Below are 18,269 nucleotides of genomic sequence, written 5' to 3'. Positions count from 1 at the left end.
CCCCCCCCCCCCCCCCCCCCCCCCCCCCCCCCCCACCGCCGCGTGCCGCCTCCCTCTGCGGACGGCACGCTCAACCGTGACAAGCTGGCCCCATGGGTTTGTTCGACATCACCGAGGCCCGCGCGACGCTCGCCGAGCTGCTTCCCGTCCTGGACGAGATCGTCACGCTCCGCGCACAGGCCGCCGAGCTGTCCACCGACCTGTCCGCCTCCGCCGGACCGACCGAGCACGGCGGCCTCCCCGAGCTCAAGGGCATGCACGCCCGCCTCGACGAGCTGATGACGAAGGTCCAGGAAACCGGCGCCGAACTGAAGGGCTTCGCCCCTCTGCTCCTCGACTTCCCCGCCGACCTCGACGACGGCACACCCATTTACCTGTGCTGGCTCGAAGGCGACCGCGACATCACCTGGTACCACCGCCAAGACTGCGGCTTCGCAGGCCGGCGCCCGCTGCCGTAGGACGGGTGGGCGACAGGGAGAGGAATGGTATCGCTGGAGATACTATCGCCAGCGATAGTATCTCCAGCGATACCATTCGCGCGCTCGATACCTGAGCCGCAAACCCGTCCTTCTGCTCCTCATCGGCTCGGATCTGTCGATGATGGAAGCACTCAACTCATACGAACGTCCGTTCCATCAACGCGGCACGGAGATGGTCGTCGGCCCGCTCACGCCCGCCGACGTCGCAGACATGCTTGACCTGGACGCCGCTGCCGCGTTCGACGCCGCACTGATCACCGGCGGGCTGCCGCTGATCTGCTCCCAGTGGCGTCGCGGCGAGAGTATGTGGGCCTTCCTTGAAGAGAGCTTGAGCGATCCAACCTCGGCGCTGCTCGTCTCCGGCGAACGGTCCCTGGCCGCAGAGTTTCCACCGCACGCCATAGGGCGCGATGTACTGCACGCGATCGGTCGTGGGGAGCGTACGTTCACCAACATCGCGCGCGCTGCGGGCGGCGTCTCGCATTCGACGCTCAGCCGAGCCGCTGATGTCCTCATCGACAAGCGCGTCGTCTCCGCTGAACTGCCGCTCTCGACGCGACCGTCGAAAGAGCGCCGTTACCGCATCGCCGACCCGTACCTGAGGTTCTGGCTCTCCTTTCTCGAACCGCATATGGCCGAAATCGAGCGCATGCGCGGCGATCTGACCCTCGCCCGAATCAAGCAAGGATGGACGACGTGGCGAGGGCGGGCGGTGGAACCTCTCGTGCGCGAGTCCCTGGCACGCCTCCTGCCCGACCAAGGCCTGCCCGCCGCCCCGGCGATCGGCGCCTACTGGACGCGCAGCAACGACGTCGAGATCGACATCGTCGGCGCCGACCGCGAACCCATCGCCAGGGAACTGCTGTTCGTGGGGTCGATCAAGTGGCTTGAGGACAGCAGCTTCGACGCTCATGACCTGGCCGCGCTGCACAAACACCGAACAGCCCTCACCGAGGCCCCGCTTCCTCTTGTCGCCGTCTCGCGGGCGGGCGTCTCCACGTCCGGCCTCCAGGCGGTATACGGCCCGGAGGCGTTGGTCGGGGCGTGGCGGTGAGGCTGAACGGTCTTATCCGGCGAGGAGTTCGCCGAGTGCGATGTGGTCGTGGTAGTCGCGGGACTCGACGATCAGGCCGTCGCGGACGCGGAGCACGATGACGTTGGAGAAGCGGACGCGCTTGCCGGTGTCGCGGTTGAGTGCGTCGTAGTCGTATTCGGCGACGATCACTTCGGGGTCGGCCGTTTCGTGGACGACCTGGTTGACGGTGGTGAGCTCCACGGGCAGTTGGCCGACACCCCCGAAGTGCTCCGCCAGCGTGGCGCGGCCTTCGTACACAGTGGGCTCGGGCTTCGCGAGCGGCTGGGAGACGCGGACGTCGTCGGCGTAGAAGGCCAGGGCGGTGGCGATGTCGCGTGCGTCCAGGGCGTTTTGGAACGCGGTGAACACGTCGCGCGGCGTGGGGCGGGCGTCGGAAGGCATGGGTGTCCCCTTGGTCGTCGTCCGGTAGAATCGGAGTCGTGACTCCGATTAGAAGATACGGAGTATTGACTCCGCTTGTCTACGTGCAGCCCCCGCGATGACGCCCGCTCCCCGCCGACCGCGCGCCGACGCGGTCCGCAACCGCGCCCGACTGCTGGCCGTCGCCGAAGAAGTCTTCGGCGAGAAAGGCACCTCCGCATCGACCGAGGAAGTCGCGAAGGCCGCCGGCGTCGGTATCGGCACCGTCTTCCGCCACTTCCCGACCAAGGAATCGCTCCTCGAAGCGGTGTTCGTGGAACACCTGCGCGGCGTCGCCGAGCGCGCGCGGGAGTACTGCGACGCGCCCGACCCCGGCGCAGCCTTCCGCGCCTTCTTCCGCGACGTGGTGTCGACAGCCCCGCGCAAACTGGCGCTGGCGGACGCGCTGACCGCCGTCGGCGTCGACGTGGAGGCCGCGAGCGAGGACATCCGCGCGGAACTCGCCGCTGCCCTGGCCGAGTTGCTGTCCAGGGCGCAAGCCGCGGGGGCCGTACGCCTCGACCTCGGCATGCCCGACTTGCAGGCCCTCCTCATCGGCGCAAGCCGCGCCGCCGACCACCTGGCCGGGGACATCGAGGGGCGGGAAAGGACGTTGGACGTCGTGTTGGACGGGATGCGTCCGGGAGCGGGAACCTGGATCGTCTCGGCACAAGCGTAATCACCCTCGATGCGAACCCACTTGAGTCTGGCGGCGCGCCGAGTGCTCGAAGAGCAACTGCTCCTCGCGGCCCGGGGATCGAGGCCTTCCTGACAGCCGACCGATCAGTGGGGGGCTCGACCTCACCCGGCTCGTCAACCACTCTCGCGCGACACTGCCCTGACTACCGACGGGCCGGGACCGGGTTGGCCGGGTGGTCGAGCCATACCTGTTCGCGGTCGGCGGACACCGTGAGACCGAAGCGTTCGAAGTCCGGGCGGCCCTGTGCGTCCCACCAGCGCCACGCGATTTCGAGTTCGTCCCACAATCGCCGTGGGCCGGACTGGCGTACGTCGTACTCGGACACGTCCGGTACGTGGTCGGCGGTCGCCCAGCTCGTGGCGTCGGTGTCGTACAACCACAGGGTGTACGACCCGTCGTCGTAGCGCTCGACGCGGCAGAACATGCGCGGAACCTGGACCCCGATCGCGAACATGTCGATCCAGTCGCCGACTTCGTCCGGTGACAGTCTGGTCGAGCTCTGCACACTGTTGGCCGGCCACGGCTCCGTGAGGTAGTCGCGGAACGGGGGCCGCTCGACACGCTGTTGCCGCAAGCGCATGAAAGCGGACGAGCCGGTGAACGGGCCGGCCGCGGTGCCGTCGTCGGCGACGGTCAGTCGGACGATGCCTTCGCCGCCGTACGTCGGGCCCCACGGCGTGACGATCACACCGCCGGGCTTGGTCTGCGCGATCCACGCGAGTGGCACCCGCCCGATCGAACAGGTGGCGATCACGCGGTCGTACGGAGCCCGTTCCGGGCAGCCGAACGTACCGTCGCCGACAACGAGATGGGGCTCGTAGCCGGCACCAGCGAGCCGTGCGCGCGCGTCCTCGCTCACTGTGGCATCGACTTCGATCGAGACGACGTTCTTGTCGCCGACCCGATGCGACAGCAGACCGGCGTTCCAGCCCGTGCCGGTGCCGATCTCCAGGACGCGGTGGCCTTCTTCGACATCAAGGGCGCTCAGCATGAGAAACACCATGCGGGGCATGGAATTCGAGCTCGACGGTGTGGTGCCGCGCCCGGGGCCGCCATACGCCCCGTCGTCCCACTGGGTGGTGATCGGCGCGTCGGTGTAAACCGCGCGTCGCCACAGTTCGGGGTCGTCGAGCCGAACCACCCGGGCGTCCTGGCGGTTTTCGTCGGCGTGCCCGGGCCAGATCACCTCCGGCACGAATTTCTCGCGAGGCAGCGCTTTGTACGCGGGAAGCCAATCGGTCGTCAGCGCGCCGATTTTCATGAGCCCGGAGGCCAGCCCCTCGGGGCCGGCCTCCGGCGTCGTGCTGTCGGTCATGCGCTTACTTCCCGTCTGCCGGGCGCTGCCCGTCGCTGGTGTTGCCGCCCTCGTCGGACCCGCCGCCGCCGTGCTTGGAGCCCTTGTTGCTGTCGTCCTGCTTTCTGCCTTCGCGAATTTCCATCTTTCCGAACCTCCTTGGTTGTCGGAGCCGTTATCGGGTGAACGGACTTCGGGCGGGGATCCCCGGGGCCACGGCGCGCAGGTTCTCCCAGTCGCGCGGGGAGAAGGCGGAGCGGCGGACGAGCCACCAGGCCTGGCCGTACGTCACGTCGCGGCGGAGGAAGTGGCGCAGGGCGACGTCGACGAGCGGCGCGGCGGACATCGGGGTGCCATGACTGGTCAGGGACTCCCGGACCGTGAAGTTGAAGGTGCGGGCGTACGAAAACCCGTTCTCCAGCGCCAGGTTGGCCTGAACACTGTCGTATCCCCAGGCGACGAGCACCACCACGGACAACGCCGGCTCCAGTGCCGGCACCGTGCGAACGTACGGTCGGACTCGGCTTGCACACAGCGGACCTTCGGTCGTCACGCCCGCCCCCTCGACCGCGCGACGGGACGGGAGTGAATGGTCGGGAACGAAGGTCATGGCGCGTACCTTTCGGGGGCCGTTGTAGCTTTCTGCTACCGAATGAACACCCTCCGGAGGTAGGTTGGCTAGTGGTCTGGGTGACACAGCGAGAACTGGGGGAGGCAATCCATGCCTGTGCCTAAGGAATTGGAGCCGGACGAGTCGCTTTGGGCGTACCTGGGCGCCCGCCTGCGGTTCTATCGGACAGCGATGGGCTTGAGCCAAGCCGAGCTCGCGAGCCAGGTTCATTCCTCGGCGTCGTTTGTGTCAGCCGTGGAGACCGGTGAGCGTCGTCCGAAGATCGAGTTCATCCAAACGTGTGACGGTTTCCTGAACGCCGGCGGCGACTTAGTGACGGTGTTGCGGCTTGCGTTGAAGGATCTCCAGTCCCTCCCTGCGTGGGTTCAGGGGTACGCGCGCGAGGAACGACGGGCCACCCGAATCAGGACCTACCAACCGCAGGTCATCCCGGGGTTGCTTCAGTCCGAGCCATACGCCCGCGCCCTCTTCGAGCAGTTGCGGCTGCCGGAGTCGGAGATCGAACGACTCGTTGCGGCGCGGATGGCACGGCAGGAGATTCTGCACAGGACCGAGAGCGCGCCTCGACTCTGGGCGGTGATCGACGAGAGTGCACTCAACCGGCTGATGGCCGACCCGGCGCTGGCCAGGGATCAGCTCGCGCACTTGCTCAAACTCATCGAGTTGCCGCATGTCATCGTGGAGATCCTGCCGGTTGGCGCCGGGCTGCACGCAGCCATGGACGGCAACTTCGTCCTACTGGATGTCCCCGGCAAGGGTGTCATCGGGTATTCGGAGACATTTGGGGACGGACGCCTCGTCACGGAGGAGGCCCGCATCGAAGAGATGGAGCTCAGATACGATTTGCTGCGCGCAGCCACGCTATCGGTGACCGACTCCGCTCGATTCCTGCGCCGACTTTTGGAGGACTCATCGTGACGAACCACAGCTCCACGACGGCAGCTTGGCGCAAGTCCTCGTACAGCAACCAGTCGGGCGGGGAGTGCGTCGAGACCGCGCCAATCGATGGTGTCGTCGGCATACGCGACAGCAAGGACGTGACCCGGGGTGTCATCGAAGTCCCCGGTGCAGCCTGGGCGTTGCTGATGGATGGGCTCAAGACCGCGTAATACCAGCACTGCCCTCACCGCCCTGGGTGGCGAGGGCAGCCTGCAACGTCCTTTTGCCGTAAGGCCGGTCAGCCCCGATAGTGCTCCGCCACCGCAGCAAACGCGGCCTTCGGCTCCCAGGGCATGTCGGGGTACGTGTCGCCGTTCCGGTTCTCCAGGACCTTGACGATTCCCAGGCTCGCGAGGTCGAGGTCGTCGCGGGGGTCGCCGTCGGGGCGGTGCGGCAGGCTGTACAGCGCGAAGAGGAACACGAAGGCGCTGTCCACGCCTTCGCTGTCGAAGATCTCCAACAGCTCGCGCACGTAAGCCGCTTGGCCGGGCTCGTCGCGCTCGTGGCCGCCGTTGATCCGGAGCGGCGCGCCGGTGCGCTTGTCGGCTTCGAGTATTTCCATGCTGCGGGGTGCGACGTCGCCCGCGCCGCGCCACGTGGCGGTGCCGAAGCCGGTGATGGCGACCGGTTTGGGCTGGGCGACGAGGGTGCGCACGGCGTCCCGGAAGCGGTCGGCCACCTCCGCGGACCGGATGAGTTCGAAGGTCGTGAAGTCGAACAGGTCCCAGTCGACGCGCTCGAACTGAATTGCGGCGTACGTGACTTTGCCGTGGAAGCGCTCGCGGACCACCGCCACGGCCTCGCGGAGGAACGCGTGGAGACGCGTGCCCATTGCGGCCAGTCTCTCCGGCCGGCGGTCCGGGTCGCTCAGCAGGCGGCCGAGTCGTTCCCCGGTGCTGTCCCCTTCGATGAACCCCCGGTTCATGATGCTGAGTTCGACGCCGGTGACGAACACAACCCCGGCTCCCTGCCTGCGAAGCCGCTCGGCTCGGTCCGCGCAGTCGGCGAACAGCACAAGCATCTCGTCCGTCGTCAGCTCCAGCGGGTAGGGCGAGAACCAGATCTCGAGTCCGAGGTCGGCGGCGTGGCGGGCGGCGAGTTCCAGACGCTCGGGATCGCCTCCGGTGATGTGGACGGCGTTGCAGTGCAGGTCGTCGCGGATGATGGTCAGCTCCCGTCTGACCAGGTCGGGGTCGAACCGGTCGCGGGAGTTGTCGCCGTTGTACAGGAAACCGGTGTCGTAGCAAATGCCTTTGGCTCGCATGTGTCAGACCGTAAGCAATGAATCTGCGTGCGCGCAAGTTTGCGTGATCGCAAGTTTGCGTCCACGCATGCCATGCTGAGACAGTGCACGGGTGACGACAAGGCGAACCGGGCTGCGCGAGCAGAAGAAGCAGGCCACCCGCGTGGCACTGCGTGAGGCGGCGCTGCGGCTGGCCCTCCGGGACGGGCCCGACAACGTTCGCGTCGACGACATCGCCGAGGCCGCAGGCGTCTCGCCGAGGACGTACAACAACTACTTCTCCAGTCGCGAACAGGCGATCGTCGCCGCCGTCACCGCCGAACGGGAGTCACGCATCGCCACCGCACTGGCAGCCGCGCCCGCACACAAGCGCCTCGCCGACGCCCTGACCGACGCGATCGTGGAGCAGCACACCGAACCGCGCGACCACGACGCACTGCTGCTGATCACTGCGAGTCCCGCGCTGCGCGACGCGTACCTCGACTCCGCCGCGGCGATGGAACACCCGCTCGGCGCCGCGATCGAGCAGCGTCTCGGCTCCACAGGCGCGCAGACCGCCCAGGTGCTCGCGGCGAGCGTGGCGGCGGCCGTACGGGTGGCACTCCGGCAGTGGCTCGGAACGCCGACCGCACCCGTCACCGCCGGCGGGCTGGTCGTGCCGTCCGGCCACCTGCCCGACCTGCTGCGCTCCGCACTCGCCACGCTGGCCCCCGCGATCGACGCCGCCGAAGAGCGGGCGCGCCACCCCGCACAGCAGGCGCATTGACTGTCAGCCCGTTCGATTCCTGCCTGCCTGCCTGCGGGCACCCTGGGTCATCGGTCGGCGGTGATGGCGTCCAACTGGGTTCTCAGGTAGGTGTGGGAGTCGGTGCCGTTGACGTTGGTTCCCGGGGTGCATTCGTAGAAATAGACCAGCGAGATCAGCTCTTCGTCGGGGGCGTCCCCGGGCGGGGGCAGGACGCGGTGCCGGCCCGAGCGCCAACGCCCGTTCGTCCAGCGGGACATCAGGTCGCCGATGTTGATCGTGAAGGCGTCGGGATCGTAGGGGGCATCCTGCCAGCCGTCGTCGTCGGTGAAGACCTGGAGGCCGCCGGCGCCTGGTTCGCGGTCCAGGACGGTGACCGTGCCGAAGTCGGTGTGAGGGCCGATACGGAACTGGCCCGGCGCCGCCGGGCCGACATCGGCCGTCCCCGGATACCAGTTGATGTTGAAACCCCATGTGGGATGGGCGGTGTGGCGCGTGAAGAAGTCTTCGGACCTGCCGAGCAAAACGCCCAGCATCTCCAGGAGTTGGTCCGAGAGTCGCTGCATCCGGGTCAGGTACGGCTCCACCAGGGAGCGCAGAGCCGGGACTTCGTTCGGCCACGTGTTCGGGAGGAACCACTCCGCGTCGACAGCTGTGTTCCCGGTCGGTTCGTCGGCGGCGAACGACAGTGACTCCTTCATATCGGGTGGGCTTTCGGTGCCTTCGGCGTACGCGTTCGCCTCGGCGCCCGGGCCAAGCCAGCCGCGTTGGCCGACCTTGACCGCGTACTGCCGCTTCACGGCGTCGGGTAGGTGGAAGAACGCGCGTGCCTCATCGCGGATGTGCGCGCGGTGCTCCCGGTCGATGCCGTGGCCGGTCACCTGGAGGAACCCGGCACTGCGCAGGGCCGGCTCGGCGACCTGGGCGATGGCGCGGCGAGTCGCGGGAGTGCCGGAGTGCCAGGCCGCGAGGTCCACGGTGGGGATGATGCTCATGGCACCACTGTGGGCTTTCGGCGCAAAGCGGATCAAGCATTGACGTGGTGGTCGCACGCGTTCGCGAGATGACACGTGCCCGCGCACGACGCGGGGTTCCGCCATCGCAGCGGCCGACCGGCCGGGCTCGCGCCGGGCCGGGGCGCGTTGTCACATTCGTGCCGCCGACTGCGTCATGGCGGCGGGCGTACGTGCCTGTGCGGCGGTGGGCCGTGGTGTGTGGCGCGGGGTCGCGAAGTGGCCAGGGCGGGCGCGTCCTTGTCAGAGCCGTGGGACGTCAGTGGCGCACCACGGGACTTCGCGTCGGTTTTTGCGGTGGCTACAAGTGGGGGCTCGTGTCGCTTCGTGTAGCCAGTGGCACGAACCGGCCCCGTACCGAAGCTGGTTCGGTGCGGGGCCGGTTCGTGTGCGCGGTGCGTGGGTCAGCCGCGTGTTGCCACGCGGTTGGTCTCCGGCAGGCGGATCAGGGGGATCCGGCGGGTGCAGCGCGTCTGGTAGTCGGCGTAGAACGCGCGGTCGGCGGTGAGGGCGGCCCAGGTCTCGGTGTACTCGTCGCCGTCGAGGATCTGGTGCTCGCTCCAGTAGGTGCCGCCCTGGACGCGGACCAGGAGAGTCGGATTCGCCTGCCGGTCAGCGATGTTGACGAACCACGAGGGGTTCTTCTCGGCCCCGGCAAAGGACGCGACGACGATGCGGTCGCCGTTCTTGTCCTCCCAGTACGGCAGCGCCACCTTGTGCACGTTGCCGGTCTTGCGTCCGACCGTGTGGATGAGGACGTGGCGCATGCCCGCGAGGAGCCACCACTCGTCGTCGTCGGAGCTCTCCATCCCCTTCACGTGCTCTTTGGTGAATGCCACGATCTCGTCGGCACTCAGCTCCAGAAATGCTTCGACACCCTGATCCGTCGCCATGGCGGCAGACTACGCAAGAACTATTGGACGCTGCAATGAAGTTCGACCTTTGTCTCATCGATCTCCCCGCCCGGAAAAACTATTTCGTGAGCGCCTGCTTGATGAGATTGCGGCCGAAGTCCCACATCAGGCCGGCGCCCTTGTGCGCGTCGTCCATGACATCGACGAACGCGGCCGTGAAGCTGTCCACATCGCGCTGCGAAATGACGTACGGGGGAAGGAGTTTGATGACGTCCATGTGGTCGCCGGCCACCTGGGTCAGCATGCGGTGCCGCTGGAACAGCGGAACGACCACCATCTGCGCGAACAGCCCGGTGCGCGCGGCCTGAAGCGTGGACCAACCGGCGCGCAGCTTGAGGGACTTCGGCTTGCCGAACTCCAGGCCGATGATGAGGCCGCGGCCCCGGACATCGGCGAACAGCTCGTACTTGTCCAGCAGGGGGCGCAGCGCGGCCTGGTAGGCGTCGCCCATGCGCTGGCAGTTGCCCATGAGGTCTTCGTCCTCGATGACGGCGAGCGTCGCCAAACCGGCGGCCATCGCCTGGTTGTTGCCGCCGAACGTGCAGTCGTGGACGAGGACGCGGTCCATCGTCGAGTAGACCTTCTTGAAGATCCAGTCCTTGGTGAGGGTCGCACCGATGGGGACATAGCCGCCGGACAGCGCCTTGGCCACGGTGACGATGTCGGGCTCGACGCCGTCTTCCCACTCGTACGCGAAGAACTTGCCGGTGCGGCCCATGCCGACCTGGACCTCGTCGGCGATCAGCAGCGCGCCGTGCTTGCGCAGCAACTTCTGTGCCGCGGCGAGGAATCCGGGCGGCGGGATCAGCACGCCCTTGCCCTGGATCGGCTCGATGATGAACGCCGCGACGTCGCCGCGCTTCAACTCCCGTTCCAGCGCGTCGAGATCGCCGAGCTGGATGGCGACGTCGGGCAGGAGCGGCTCGAATCCCTTGCGGAACTCCTTGGCTCCGTTGACCGACAGCGCGCCGGCGGTCAGACCGTGGAACGCGTGGTCGACGTGGACGATGCGCTTGCGGCCCGTGGCGAAACGGGCGAACTTCAGTGCGGCCTCGACCGCTTCGGTGCCGCTGTTGCAGAAGTAGACGCGATCGAGGTGCGGCGTCTTCGCGAGCAGCTTGTCGGCGAGCGCGGCGGCCAGCGGCGGCGTCGCGAAGTGCACGATGTCGGGCAGGTCGAGGGCGATGACGTCGTGCACGGCCTTGCGGACCACCGGGTGGTGGCGGCCGACACCGTACGTGCCGAAGCCGGACAGGAAGTCGAGGTACTCGGCGCCGGTTTCGTCGTACAGGTACGGGCCCTCGGCGCGCACATAGTTGCGCTGGAAGCCGATGGTCTGGAGTACGCGCGGCAGTTGCGGGTTGAGGTGCTTGGTGTGCAGCTCGAAGCCGCGCCCCTCGTACTCCGCCAGCGTCTCACCGAGATCGAAGGTCATCGCCCGCCACCGTCCTGTTCCCTCGCCGTGCCACCTGCCGCGCCCAAGTCTGCCTCCCCCGGTCCACCGGGTTGCGGCAACGGTACGGAATCCGCGCCCGGCCCGCCGGAGACTTCCTCGATCCACGCGGACAGTGCCCGCCCGGACGCCTTCAGTGAGCGGTACGCCCGCAGCCCGTTCCGGACGATGCCGGGCCGCATCAGCTCGTGTCCGGGGGCGTCGCTGACCACGCGGACGACGGCCCAAGGGCACCCGGACTGCCCGGCGCGTCCGGCGAGGCCGCCCAGGAGGAACGCGGACTCCATGTCGGCGGCGACCACCCCCGCCTCGGCCAGGGGCCCGCGCTCGGCGGTGCGCACGAGCTTGCGCACCGTGGCGACAGGGCCGGTGTGGATGCGCACCGACCCCGGCCCCAGGGCCTCGCCGAGGGAAGCGGTCAGCGAGTCGGCCCAGGGGCACGCGTACACGCTTCCGTCAGGGTGCCGTACCTCGGTCGCGACGACCAGGTCACCGGGGAGCAGCCCGCGCATGCCGGCGCCCATCCCGGCGACGACGACCGCCGCAGGAGCCCGAGCATCTGCCAACTGCCTCGCGAAGACAAGGGACTTCGTCTCGCCCATACCCGACCGCAGCACGGTGGTGGCACCACCTCGCAGCAGCGCGCGCTGCTCGATGAGCAGCGGGGCGAGCAGCAGCGGCCGGGACGCCTCCGCGCGCCCCGGCCGCGTCGTCTGTTCCGTCGACTCCACGTCGGCCCGCGTCAGCCCGACGCCTCGGCCGACTTGGCCGACTTGGCCGACTTGGCCGACTCGGCCGGGCGCCCCGCGTCGGCCGACGTGGCCGCGTGGGCCGGGTCAGTCGGGTTGGCCGGCCGGTGGGCGGGCTTGCTCGAATCAGCCGGGTCGGCCGCGTCGACATGGAGCGGCGCGGTGGGCTCGTCTGTCGCGGCGCCCCAGGCGGCCTCGTCGGCCGCGGCGACCACGACCGTGTCGCCGGCACCGACAGCCCGCTGGGCCACCTCAGCCGTACCACCGTCACCGGCGCCCCGGTCGGCCGCCGCATCGGCGGCATCGGCCCGCTCGGCGGTCTCCGTCGTACCGCCGTTGACCCACCGTCCCAGTGCCATGATCGGGAACACGATCCGGTACATGTGGTATTTGATGTAGAAGTCCCCGGGGAAACCCGTCCCGGTGAACTGCGGTTCGTCCCAGCCGCCTTCGGCGTTCTGGCGGTCGATCAGCCACTGGATTCCGCGCTGCGTCCGCGGACCGCGCTCCCCCGCCGCGAGCAGGGCCAGCAGAGCCCAAGCCGTCTGCGACGCCGTGGAGTCGCCCTTGCCGGCCCACGAAGGGTCGTCATACGAGCGCAGGTCCTCGCCCCAGCCCCCGTCGGCGTTCTGCACACTGTGCAGCCACCGCACCGCGCGGCGGATCGCGCTGTGCCGGGCGTCGACGCCCGCGAGAATGAGGGCGGGCACCACCGCGCCGGTGCCGTAGATGTAGTTCGCGCCCCAGCGGCCGAACCACGAGCCGTCGGCCTCCTGATTGCGCATCAGCCACCGCACACCGCTCGCGACGTGGTCGCGGTACTCGGGTCCGGACTCGGCGAACATCTCGACGATGTGCGCCGTCACATCGGCGGACGGCGGGTCGATGACCGCGCCGAAGTCGCAGAACGGCAGTTTGAGCGGGAGTTGGCCGGTGTTGTCGGCGTCGAACGCGCCCCACCCTCCGTCCTTGCTGCGCATGCCCGCGGTCCAGGCCTCTGCGCGCGCGAGGATTTCCTTCTTGCGGGCGGTGTTGGGGGTTGCCGCGTACCGCAGGGCCATCACGACCTCGGCGGTGTCGTCGGTGTCGGGGTAGTAGTCGTTGGCGAACTCGAAGGCCCAGCCGCCGGGTTCGAGGCCCGGGCGGCGCACGGCCCAGTCACCGACCTCGCGGATCTCCTCGTCGAACAGCCACTCCGCGGCGCGGACGACCTGCGGGTGGTCGGCGGCGACTCCGGCGTCGCGCAGGGCGACGAGCGACAGACCGGTGTCCCACACCGGCGACTGGCAGGCCTCGAAGCGGCGTACCGTGCCGTCGGGGGTGTCCTCCCAGATCGTGAACCCGTCGAGGCCTTTGATGCCCTGGGCCATCACGGGGTGGTTGAGCGGGTAGCCGCTCAGGTGCAGGGCGATCAGCGAGTAGACCCACGGGGGTTGGATGCCGCCCCAGCCGCCGTCCGCCTCCTGGCGTTCGATGATCCACTGCACCGCGCGCTTGACGGCGCGCCTGCGCACCGCCTTGACCGGGCGCTTGCCGTAGAGGTGCAGGGCCTTGTCGGCCGCGCGGAAGAACCTCGACCACGCGTCGTCGGCGACAACCTTGGGCGGTACGGGCCCGGTGGGCCGCAGTTCGTCGAGGTCGAACGGCGCGGGGTGCACCGGGCGCAGCGAACTGACGATGGTCAGCGGCACGATGGTCTGCCGGGCCCAGCACGCGAAGTCGTAGACGTTGAGCGGCATCCACTTCGGGAGGTAGATCAACTCCGGTGGCAGGACGGGGAGGTCGTCCCATGACCACCAGCCGAAGAAGGCCAGCCAGAAGCGGGTGAAGACGCGGCTGTGCGCGACGCCGCCGTTGTCGCGGATGTACGCGGCGGCGCGCTTCATGTGGTCGGCGTCGGCGGCGTCCCCGGCGAGTTTGAGGGCGACGTACGCCTCGACCGTGGTGGACAGCTCGGCGGGGCCGCCGCGGAAGGTGGCCCAGGTGCCGTCGTCGCGCTGGTTGGCACGGATCCAGCGCGCGGACTGCTCGGTCTGCTCGGCGGTGCGGATGCCGAGGAACTCCCGGAAGAGGAGGTCCTCGGCGTCCATGGTGACGTTGGTCTCCAGCTCGCCTTTCCACCACCCTGCCCGGTCCTGCAGTGCCAGCAGGTGTGCGACGGCCCGGTCGAGGGAGTCCTCGGCCCGGTCGGTCGCGTCTGCTTCGGTCCGGACGGTCACCGTCATCTTCGTCACAACTCCCGAGTCGTAGTGAATGCCGCCAGAGCCGCCAGGTCGGTACGCGTCACCTCCGGGATACCGAGTCCGTCCAGGCAGTCGAGCGCGAGTTCCAGGTGCCGCTGTGCTTCCACCTCGGTGCGGATGCGTCCCCCGGCGTCCTCCACGAGCCTTGCGGCGCAGGCGAGTTGGGGTTCGCTCAGGTCGCCGGGGGCGGAGTAGAGGTCGGCCAGTTCGGCGGCGGCGGGGGTGCCGGAGGTCAGTGCGGCGACGACGGGGACCGACTTCTTGCGCTGCCGCAGGTCGTTCCACGCCGGCTTGCCGGTGACCTCGGGGCGGCCCCAGATGCCGAGCAGGTCGTCGACCGCCTGGAAGGCGATGCCGAGGTTCTGGCCGAAGCCGTACAGCCTGTCCACGACGGTCTGTTCGGCGCCGGCGAGGGCGGCGCCGATGGCGCTGGAGCAGGCGAGCAGGGCGCCGGTCTTGTTGCCGGCCATCGCCAGGCACTGTTCGACCGTGACGTCCATGCGCGTCTCGAACGACAGGTCCTGGGACTGCCCGTCGATGAGCGCCGCGGTCGCGTCGGTGAGCAGCTTCGCGGCGCGGTCGCCCTGGCCGGCGGACTCCATGAGCACCTGCTCGGCGAGGACGAGGAGTCCGTCGCCGGCAAGGACCGCGAGGCCGGGGCCGAAGGCCTTCCACGCGGTGGGGCGGTGCCGGCGTTCTTCGTCGCCGTCCATCAGGTCGTCGTGCAGCAGCGAGAAGTTGTGGATGAGTTCGACGGCGACCGCGCCGGGTACACCGATGTCGGTGGACGCGCCCACGGCCTCAGCGGAGAGCAGGGCGAGGGCGGGACGCAGTGCCTTGCCCCCGTTGCCGGGCACGGGCCGGCCTTCGGTGTCGGCCCAGCCCATGTGGTAGGCGGAGACCCGGGCGAGCGGCGGTTCGAGTCGGGCGACGGCGGCACGAAGCGCCGGCTGTGTGGCGTCGCGGGCGCGATCGAGTACCAGGGGGGCGAGTGAGCTGTCGGCTACGGTCACGGTGTCGTCGTCCTCTCCGGGAAGGCACCAGGTTTGGTCGTCGGCAGTACACGCCCGGGATCCAAGTCCAGGCTGGGCAATGTTGCGTGGGCCGCGGCCAGGCCGCTGCGGACGGCGCTCTCCATGGTCGCGGGCCAGCCGGTCGCGGTCCATGCGCCGGCAAGTGCGAGTCCTGGCAGGGCTGTTCGTGCGTGCGGCCGCAGCCGCCGACTGCCGGGGGCGGCCCGGAAGGTGGCGTTGCGCTCCTTGGTCACGACGAATTCGTCCACACGCGCGGTGCGCGTGGCGGGCAGCAGCTTCTCCAGGGCGGGCAGGAACGTCTCACGGAGCTGATGGTTCGTCAGGTCGATTTCGCGGTCCGCGGCGGAGAGCGACACCGCGAGGTAGCGTCCGCGTTCGAGGCCGACGTTGTCGCTGCGGTCGAAGACCCACTGCACCGGACTGGCGAGGCCCGCGGCGAACTCCTCGCGGAACACCGGGCGGTCGTACACGACGTGCAGGTTGACGATCGGTGAACTTCCCAGCCCCGCAAGACTGGTAGGGTTCGCTCGCCGGTCTTCGAGAATCAGCGCGTCGGCCGGGATCAGGCGGGCGGCGTCCTCGTGCGGCACCGCGAGCACCACCGCGTCCGCGGAGAGTGTGCCGCCGTCCGCGCCGATGGTGAAGCCCCCACCGGGGAGCGCTTCGAGCGAGGAAACACGCGAGCGGAGCCGTACGTCGACTTTGGCGTCTTCGAGCGCTCGTGCCGCGGCGTCGCCGTGCAATTGCTGGAGCGGGACCCGGCTCCAGCCGATGTCGGCGCCGTCGTTGGTGTCGAGCAGGCCGGTGCGGAAGACCTTCGCCGCGACGGCGAGCGAGGCCTGATCGGCCGTCAGGTTGATGGTGGCGACGCCGACGAGGTCCCACATCGCGGCGCGTTCTCGGGCGGTGACGCCGAAGCGGTCGAGCCAGGCGCCGAAGGTCATGGTGTCGAGGCGCGGATCCTCCGGGTCCAGGCGCTTCAGGGCGAGGGCCGCGAGGCCGACCCGGGCGCGCCCGGCGAGGGTGAGGAACGGGTAGCGCGAGAGGGCGGCGGACAGGTGGAGCGGGGAGGGCAGCCGGGTGCGCCACAGGCGGCCTGTGGTCCCCCACGGGGTGAGGACCGGGACGTCGAGCCGGTCTTGCAGGACGACTTTGTCCGCGGAGCCGATTCGGTTGAGGAACCACTGGTACTCGGTACAGCAGCGCAGGAACACGTGCTGCCCGTTGTCGAGCCAGCGTCCGTCGCGACGGAAGGAGAACGTCGCGCCCCCCAGGCGGGGTCGTCCCTCCAGAAGGGTCACCGAGGCACCCGCATCGGCCGCCGTCAACGCGGCGGTGATGCCGGCGAGCCCTCCCCCCACCACGATCAGACGGCGTGTCATGTGCCCTCACGTACCCAGATGATCACTTGGCCTACTCCCCGTTGAAGTGTTTTTTCCCCGAAGGTGTTCCCGATCCGGGGAGTTGATCCGGGTGATCCGTGTGATCCAGGAAACGCGCGAACGCGCTGCGTTCTCCGACCGGCAGGCCGGAAAGTCCCCGTACCGCGATCTCCGCCTTTTCCCAGCCCGGCAGCGATTGGCGTCCGGTGAGCACAATCGAGGGTTCGGCGACGATACGTGTCAGCAACCGACGGTAGATTCCGGCCATCGCGCCGGTGCACGCGGCACTGCGGCGGTCGAGCAGCGGAAGCAGCCGCAATCCCTCGTCGAAAAGCCGTCGTGCGCGCTCGCCTTCGAAGCGGACGAGGTCGTCGAACGCCGCGCCGGGCGTGAACGTGCCGTCCGGCTCCCAGGCTTCCTCCAGGCCGAACTTCGCGAGGTCCTCGCGCGGCAGGTAGACGCGGCCGTTCTCCTTGTCCTCCTTGATGTCCCGGAGGATGTTGGTGACTTGGAGCGCGATGCCGAGCGTGTCCGCGAGGTCGGGGGCACGGTCCGCGTCGGTGGAGCCGAAGATGCCGAGCGAAAGCCGGCCGACCGCGCCGGCGACACACCGGCAGTAGACGCGCAGTTCCTCGAAGTTCTGGTACTGGGTCTCCTTCAGGTCCATCTCGACGCCGTCGATCAGCTCGTCGAGCGCCGACAGCGGGATGGGGTAGCGCCGCACGGCGTCGGCCAGTGCGGCGCAGACGGGGTCGCGATACGCGGACAGGTCCTCCAGTTGCGCCCGCATGCGGCCCAGTTCGGCGACCTTCGTCTCCAGCGGGAGGTCGCCGTCGCCGATGTCGTCGACTTCGCGGGCGAACGCGTACACGGCACTGAGCGCGAGCCGTTTGGGGTCAGGCAGCAACCGGATGCCGTAGTAGAAGTTCCGCGCCTGATTGCGGGTCAGCCGCTCGCAGTACGCGTACGACGCGTCGACGTCCATGTGGCTCCTCACCGTTTCCGGGCCAGCACGCGAACGAGTTCCCGCAACAGGCCGGCTTTTCCCGGCCGGGGTCGGCGCCCCAGCACATCGTGGTCCGCGGCGGCGATCGCCGACAGCGCCGCGCGCCCGCCCGCCACGAACCCGGCGACCGCCAGGCGCTCCCGCCCGTGCAGCGAATCGATCAAGGGCAAACCGGCGCGGAGCAGGTTATCGGCGCGCCCGGCCTCGAACGCAACCAGTTTTCGCAGGTGGGGACCGGCGGTCGGCTCCCGGAGGTCGTCTTCTGCGACGCCGAAGCGGGCCATGTCCTCGGTCGGCAGGTAAATGCGGTCCTTGCCCAGATCCTCGGCGACGTCCTGGAGGTGTTCGACGATCTGGAGCGCGGTGCAGATCCGGTCGGACCACACGAAGCGTCGGTCGTCGGCCTTGCCGAACACGTACAGGACGATCCGGCCCACGGGGTCGGCGGAGAGCCGGCAGTAGCCGACGAGGTCTTCGTAGGTTTTGTAGCGGCGTACCCGCTGGTCCTGGCGGTTGGCCTCGATGAGCGCGATCAGCGGGTCGGGCGGCAGCGCGACCTCGTCGACCGTGGCGCGCAGCGGGCGCAGCACCGCCAGGTCGGGGTCGCGGTGGTCGTATATGCGGCGTACGTCGGCCTCGACGGCGTCGAGCTGGGCGAGCCGGTCGCCTTCGGCCTCGTCGCCGATGTCGTCGACCAGGCGTGCGAAACCGTAGACGGCGAGCAGGTGCCGCCGGTGACGGGGGCTCAGAACATGCGAGGCGACGGGGAAGTTCTCGTCCTTGGCCTGCGCCATGATGACCGCGGGGTCGACGACCGCGCGGTCCGGTCGCGTTCCGGTGCCGGCTCCCGCAGCGTCGCCTCCGGTGGCATCGGGACCCGCATGACCGCCGGAATTACGCTCCATCTCTCTCCCTGGACTGCTGGGAACCGCGGGTCCGGGGACTGACT

Annotated in this window: 18 protein-coding genes and 1 pseudogene; 6 read left to right on the top strand and 13 right to left on the bottom strand. The window is 69.1% G+C overall.

From position 1 onward, the window contains the following. Positions 1–92 precede the first annotated feature (92 nt). Both ACRX5W_RS15970 and ACRX5W_RS15965 read left to right on the top strand, forming a co-directional pair. Positions 93–458 carry a DUF2203 domain-containing protein gene (locus ACRX5W_RS15970; RefSeq protein WP_436788793.1) on the top strand — a complete coding sequence of 122 codons (366 nt, stop codon included), beginning with the start codon at positions 93–95 and terminating at the stop codon, positions 456–458. 85 nt (positions 459–543) lie between these two features. Next, positions 544–1,533 (top strand): annotated as a pseudogene (locus tag ACRX5W_RS15965) (ATP-binding protein); the annotation flags it as partial. Between the two features lie 12 nt (positions 1,534–1,545). On the opposite strand, the gene ACRX5W_RS15960 reads toward ACRX5W_RS15965, so the two are convergent. Further along, complete coding sequence (locus tag ACRX5W_RS15960; RefSeq protein WP_436788792.1) at positions 1,546–1,956, bottom strand: nuclear transport factor 2 family protein; 411 nt, start codon at positions 1,954–1,956, stop codon at positions 1,546–1,548. 97 nt (positions 1,957–2,053) lie between these two features. On the opposite strand from ACRX5W_RS15960, the gene ACRX5W_RS15955 reads away from it, so the two are divergent. Continuing rightward, on the top strand, positions 2,054–2,653 hold the full coding sequence (locus ACRX5W_RS15955) for a TetR/AcrR family transcriptional regulator (protein ID WP_436788791.1): 600 nt from the start codon (positions 2,054–2,056) through the stop codon (positions 2,651–2,653). A gap of 163 nt (positions 2,654–2,816) precedes the next feature. Here ACRX5W_RS15955 and ACRX5W_RS15950 read toward each other — a convergent pair whose 3' ends face one another. Both ACRX5W_RS15950 and ACRX5W_RS15945 read right to left on the bottom strand, forming a co-directional pair. Further along, a complete protein-coding gene (locus ACRX5W_RS15950; protein WP_436788790.1) occupies positions 2,817–3,989 on the bottom strand; it encodes a methyltransferase domain-containing protein in 1,173 nt (390 codons plus the stop codon). A gap of 154 nt (positions 3,990–4,143) precedes the next feature. Then, on the bottom strand, positions 4,144–4,467 hold the full coding sequence (locus ACRX5W_RS15945; protein WP_436788789.1) for a hypothetical protein: 324 nt from the start codon (positions 4,465–4,467) through the stop codon (positions 4,144–4,146). Between the two features lie 222 nt (positions 4,468–4,689). On the opposite strand from ACRX5W_RS15945, the gene ACRX5W_RS15940 reads away from it, so the two are divergent. Both ACRX5W_RS15940 and ACRX5W_RS15935 read left to right on the top strand, forming a co-directional pair. Further along, entirely contained in the window at positions 4,690–5,517 is an 828-nt protein-coding gene (locus ACRX5W_RS15940; protein ID WP_436788788.1) for a helix-turn-helix domain-containing protein, read from the top strand. After that, entirely contained in the window at positions 5,514–5,708 is a 195-nt protein-coding gene (locus ACRX5W_RS15935; RefSeq protein WP_436788787.1) for a DUF397 domain-containing protein, read from the top strand. The genes ACRX5W_RS15940 and ACRX5W_RS15935 overlap by 4 nt, the downstream gene beginning before the upstream one ends. Positions 5,709–5,776: 68 nt before the next feature. On the opposite strand, the gene ACRX5W_RS15930 is transcribed toward ACRX5W_RS15935, so the two are convergent. Then, positions 5,777–6,802, bottom strand: a complete 1,026-nt coding sequence (locus tag ACRX5W_RS15930) for a hypothetical protein (RefSeq protein WP_436788786.1) — start codon at positions 6,800–6,802, stop codon at positions 5,777–5,779. Positions 6,803–6,893: 91 nt separating this feature from the next. Here ACRX5W_RS15930 and ACRX5W_RS15925 point away from each other — a divergent pair, with 91 nt between their 5' ends. Beyond that, positions 6,894–7,547, top strand: coding sequence for a TetR/AcrR family transcriptional regulator (locus tag ACRX5W_RS15925; RefSeq protein WP_436788785.1), 654 nt, complete (start codon positions 6,894–6,896; stop codon positions 7,545–7,547). A gap of 47 nt (positions 7,548–7,594) precedes the next feature. Here the strand turns inward: ACRX5W_RS15925 and ACRX5W_RS15920 are convergent, their stop codons facing one another. The 9 genes from ACRX5W_RS15920 to hpnC all read right to left on the bottom strand — a co-directional run bounded on the left by ACRX5W_RS15920 (position 7,595) and on the right by hpnC (position 18,114). Continuing rightward, positions 7,595–8,521: an isopenicillin N synthase family dioxygenase gene (locus ACRX5W_RS15920; RefSeq protein ID WP_436788784.1), complete on the bottom strand. Its 927-nt coding sequence runs from the start codon at positions 8,519–8,521 to the stop codon at positions 7,595–7,597. Between the two features lie 422 nt (positions 8,522–8,943). Continuing rightward, complete coding sequence (locus tag ACRX5W_RS15915) at positions 8,944–9,432, bottom strand: nitroreductase/quinone reductase family protein (RefSeq protein WP_436788783.1); 489 nt, start codon at positions 9,430–9,432, stop codon at positions 8,944–8,946. A gap of 79 nt (positions 9,433–9,511) precedes the next feature. Further along, positions 9,512–10,888: an aspartate aminotransferase family protein gene (locus tag ACRX5W_RS15910; protein ID WP_436788782.1), complete on the bottom strand. Its 1,377-nt coding sequence runs from the start codon at positions 10,886–10,888 to the stop codon at positions 9,512–9,514. After that, on the bottom strand, positions 10,885–11,637 hold the full coding sequence (locus tag ACRX5W_RS15905) for a phosphorylase family protein (RefSeq protein WP_436788781.1): 753 nt from the start codon (positions 11,635–11,637) through the stop codon (positions 10,885–10,887). The genes ACRX5W_RS15910 and ACRX5W_RS15905 overlap by 4 nt, the downstream gene beginning before the upstream one ends. A gap of 11 nt (positions 11,638–11,648) precedes the next feature. Next, positions 11,649–13,880, bottom strand: a complete 2,232-nt coding sequence (gene shc, locus ACRX5W_RS15900) for a squalene--hopene cyclase (protein ID WP_436788780.1) — start codon at positions 13,878–13,880, stop codon at positions 11,649–11,651. 5 nt (positions 13,881–13,885) lie between these two features. Then, positions 13,886–14,911, bottom strand: a complete 1,026-nt coding sequence (locus ACRX5W_RS15895; protein ID WP_436788779.1) for a polyprenyl synthetase family protein — start codon at positions 14,909–14,911, stop codon at positions 13,886–13,888. Further along, complete coding sequence (gene hpnE, locus ACRX5W_RS15890; RefSeq protein ID WP_436788778.1) at positions 14,908–16,314, bottom strand: hydroxysqualene dehydroxylase HpnE; 1,407 nt, start codon at positions 16,312–16,314, stop codon at positions 14,908–14,910. Before hpnE ends, ACRX5W_RS15895 begins: the two co-directional genes overlap by 4 nt. Positions 16,315–16,345: 31 nt before the next feature. After that, positions 16,346–17,299, bottom strand: a complete 954-nt coding sequence (hpnD, locus tag ACRX5W_RS15885; RefSeq protein WP_436788777.1) for a presqualene diphosphate synthase HpnD — start codon at positions 17,297–17,299, stop codon at positions 16,346–16,348. A gap of 8 nt (positions 17,300–17,307) precedes the next feature. After that, entirely contained in the window at positions 17,308–18,114 is an 807-nt protein-coding gene (gene hpnC / locus ACRX5W_RS15880; RefSeq protein ID WP_436788918.1) for a squalene synthase HpnC, read from the bottom strand. Positions 18,115–18,269: the final 155 nt, after the last annotated feature.

The sequence above is a fragment of the Yinghuangia sp. YIM S10712 genome (genome assembly GCF_051388935.1).
Taxonomy (GTDB): Bacteria; Actinomycetota; Actinomycetes; order Streptomycetales; family Streptomycetaceae; genus Yinghuangia.
Note: the sequence above shows the minus strand (reverse complement) of the source record. Positions and strands in the feature narration are given on the sequence as shown.

Excerpts from the sequence above, each read along its gene's own strand:
- hpnC (WP_436788918.1), bottom strand. The coding sequence starts at position 18,114 with ATGGCGCAGGCCAAGGACGAGAACTTCCCCGTCGCCTCGCATGTTCTG.
- shc (WP_436788780.1), bottom strand. The coding sequence starts at position 13,880 with ATGACGGTGACCGTCCGGACCGAAGCAGACGCGACCGACCGGGCCGAG.
- ACRX5W_RS15970 (WP_436788793.1), top strand. The coding sequence starts at position 93 with ATGGGTTTGTTCGACATCACCGAGGCCCGCGCGACGCTCGCCGAGCTG.
- ACRX5W_RS15920 (WP_436788784.1), bottom strand. The coding sequence starts at position 8,521 with ATGAGCATCATCCCCACCGTGGACCTCGCGGCCTGGCACTCCGGCACT.
- ACRX5W_RS15960 (WP_436788792.1), bottom strand. The coding sequence starts at position 1,956 with ATGCCTTCCGACGCCCGCCCCACGCCGCGCGACGTGTTCACCGCGTTC.
- ACRX5W_RS15950 (WP_436788790.1), bottom strand. The coding sequence starts at position 3,989 with ATGACCGACAGCACGACGCCGGAGGCCGGCCCCGAGGGGCTGGCCTCC.
- hpnD (WP_436788777.1), bottom strand. The coding sequence starts at position 17,299 with ATGGACGTCGACGCGTCGTACGCGTACTGCGAGCGGCTGACCCGCAAT.
- ACRX5W_RS15940 (WP_436788788.1), top strand. The coding sequence starts at position 4,690 with ATGCCTGTGCCTAAGGAATTGGAGCCGGACGAGTCGCTTTGGGCGTAC.
- ACRX5W_RS15910 (WP_436788782.1), bottom strand. The coding sequence starts at position 10,888 with ATGACCTTCGATCTCGGTGAGACGCTGGCGGAGTACGAGGGGCGCGGC.
- ACRX5W_RS15955 (WP_436788791.1), top strand. The coding sequence starts at position 2,054 with ATGACGCCCGCTCCCCGCCGACCGCGCGCCGACGCGGTCCGCAACCGC.
- ACRX5W_RS15915 (WP_436788783.1), bottom strand. The coding sequence starts at position 9,432 with ATGGCGACGGATCAGGGTGTCGAAGCATTTCTGGAGCTGAGTGCCGAC.
- hpnE (WP_436788778.1), bottom strand. The coding sequence starts at position 16,314 with ATGACACGCCGTCTGATCGTGGTGGGGGGAGGGCTCGCCGGCATCACC.
- ACRX5W_RS15930 (WP_436788786.1), bottom strand. The coding sequence starts at position 6,802 with ATGCGAGCCAAAGGCATTTGCTACGACACCGGTTTCCTGTACAACGGC.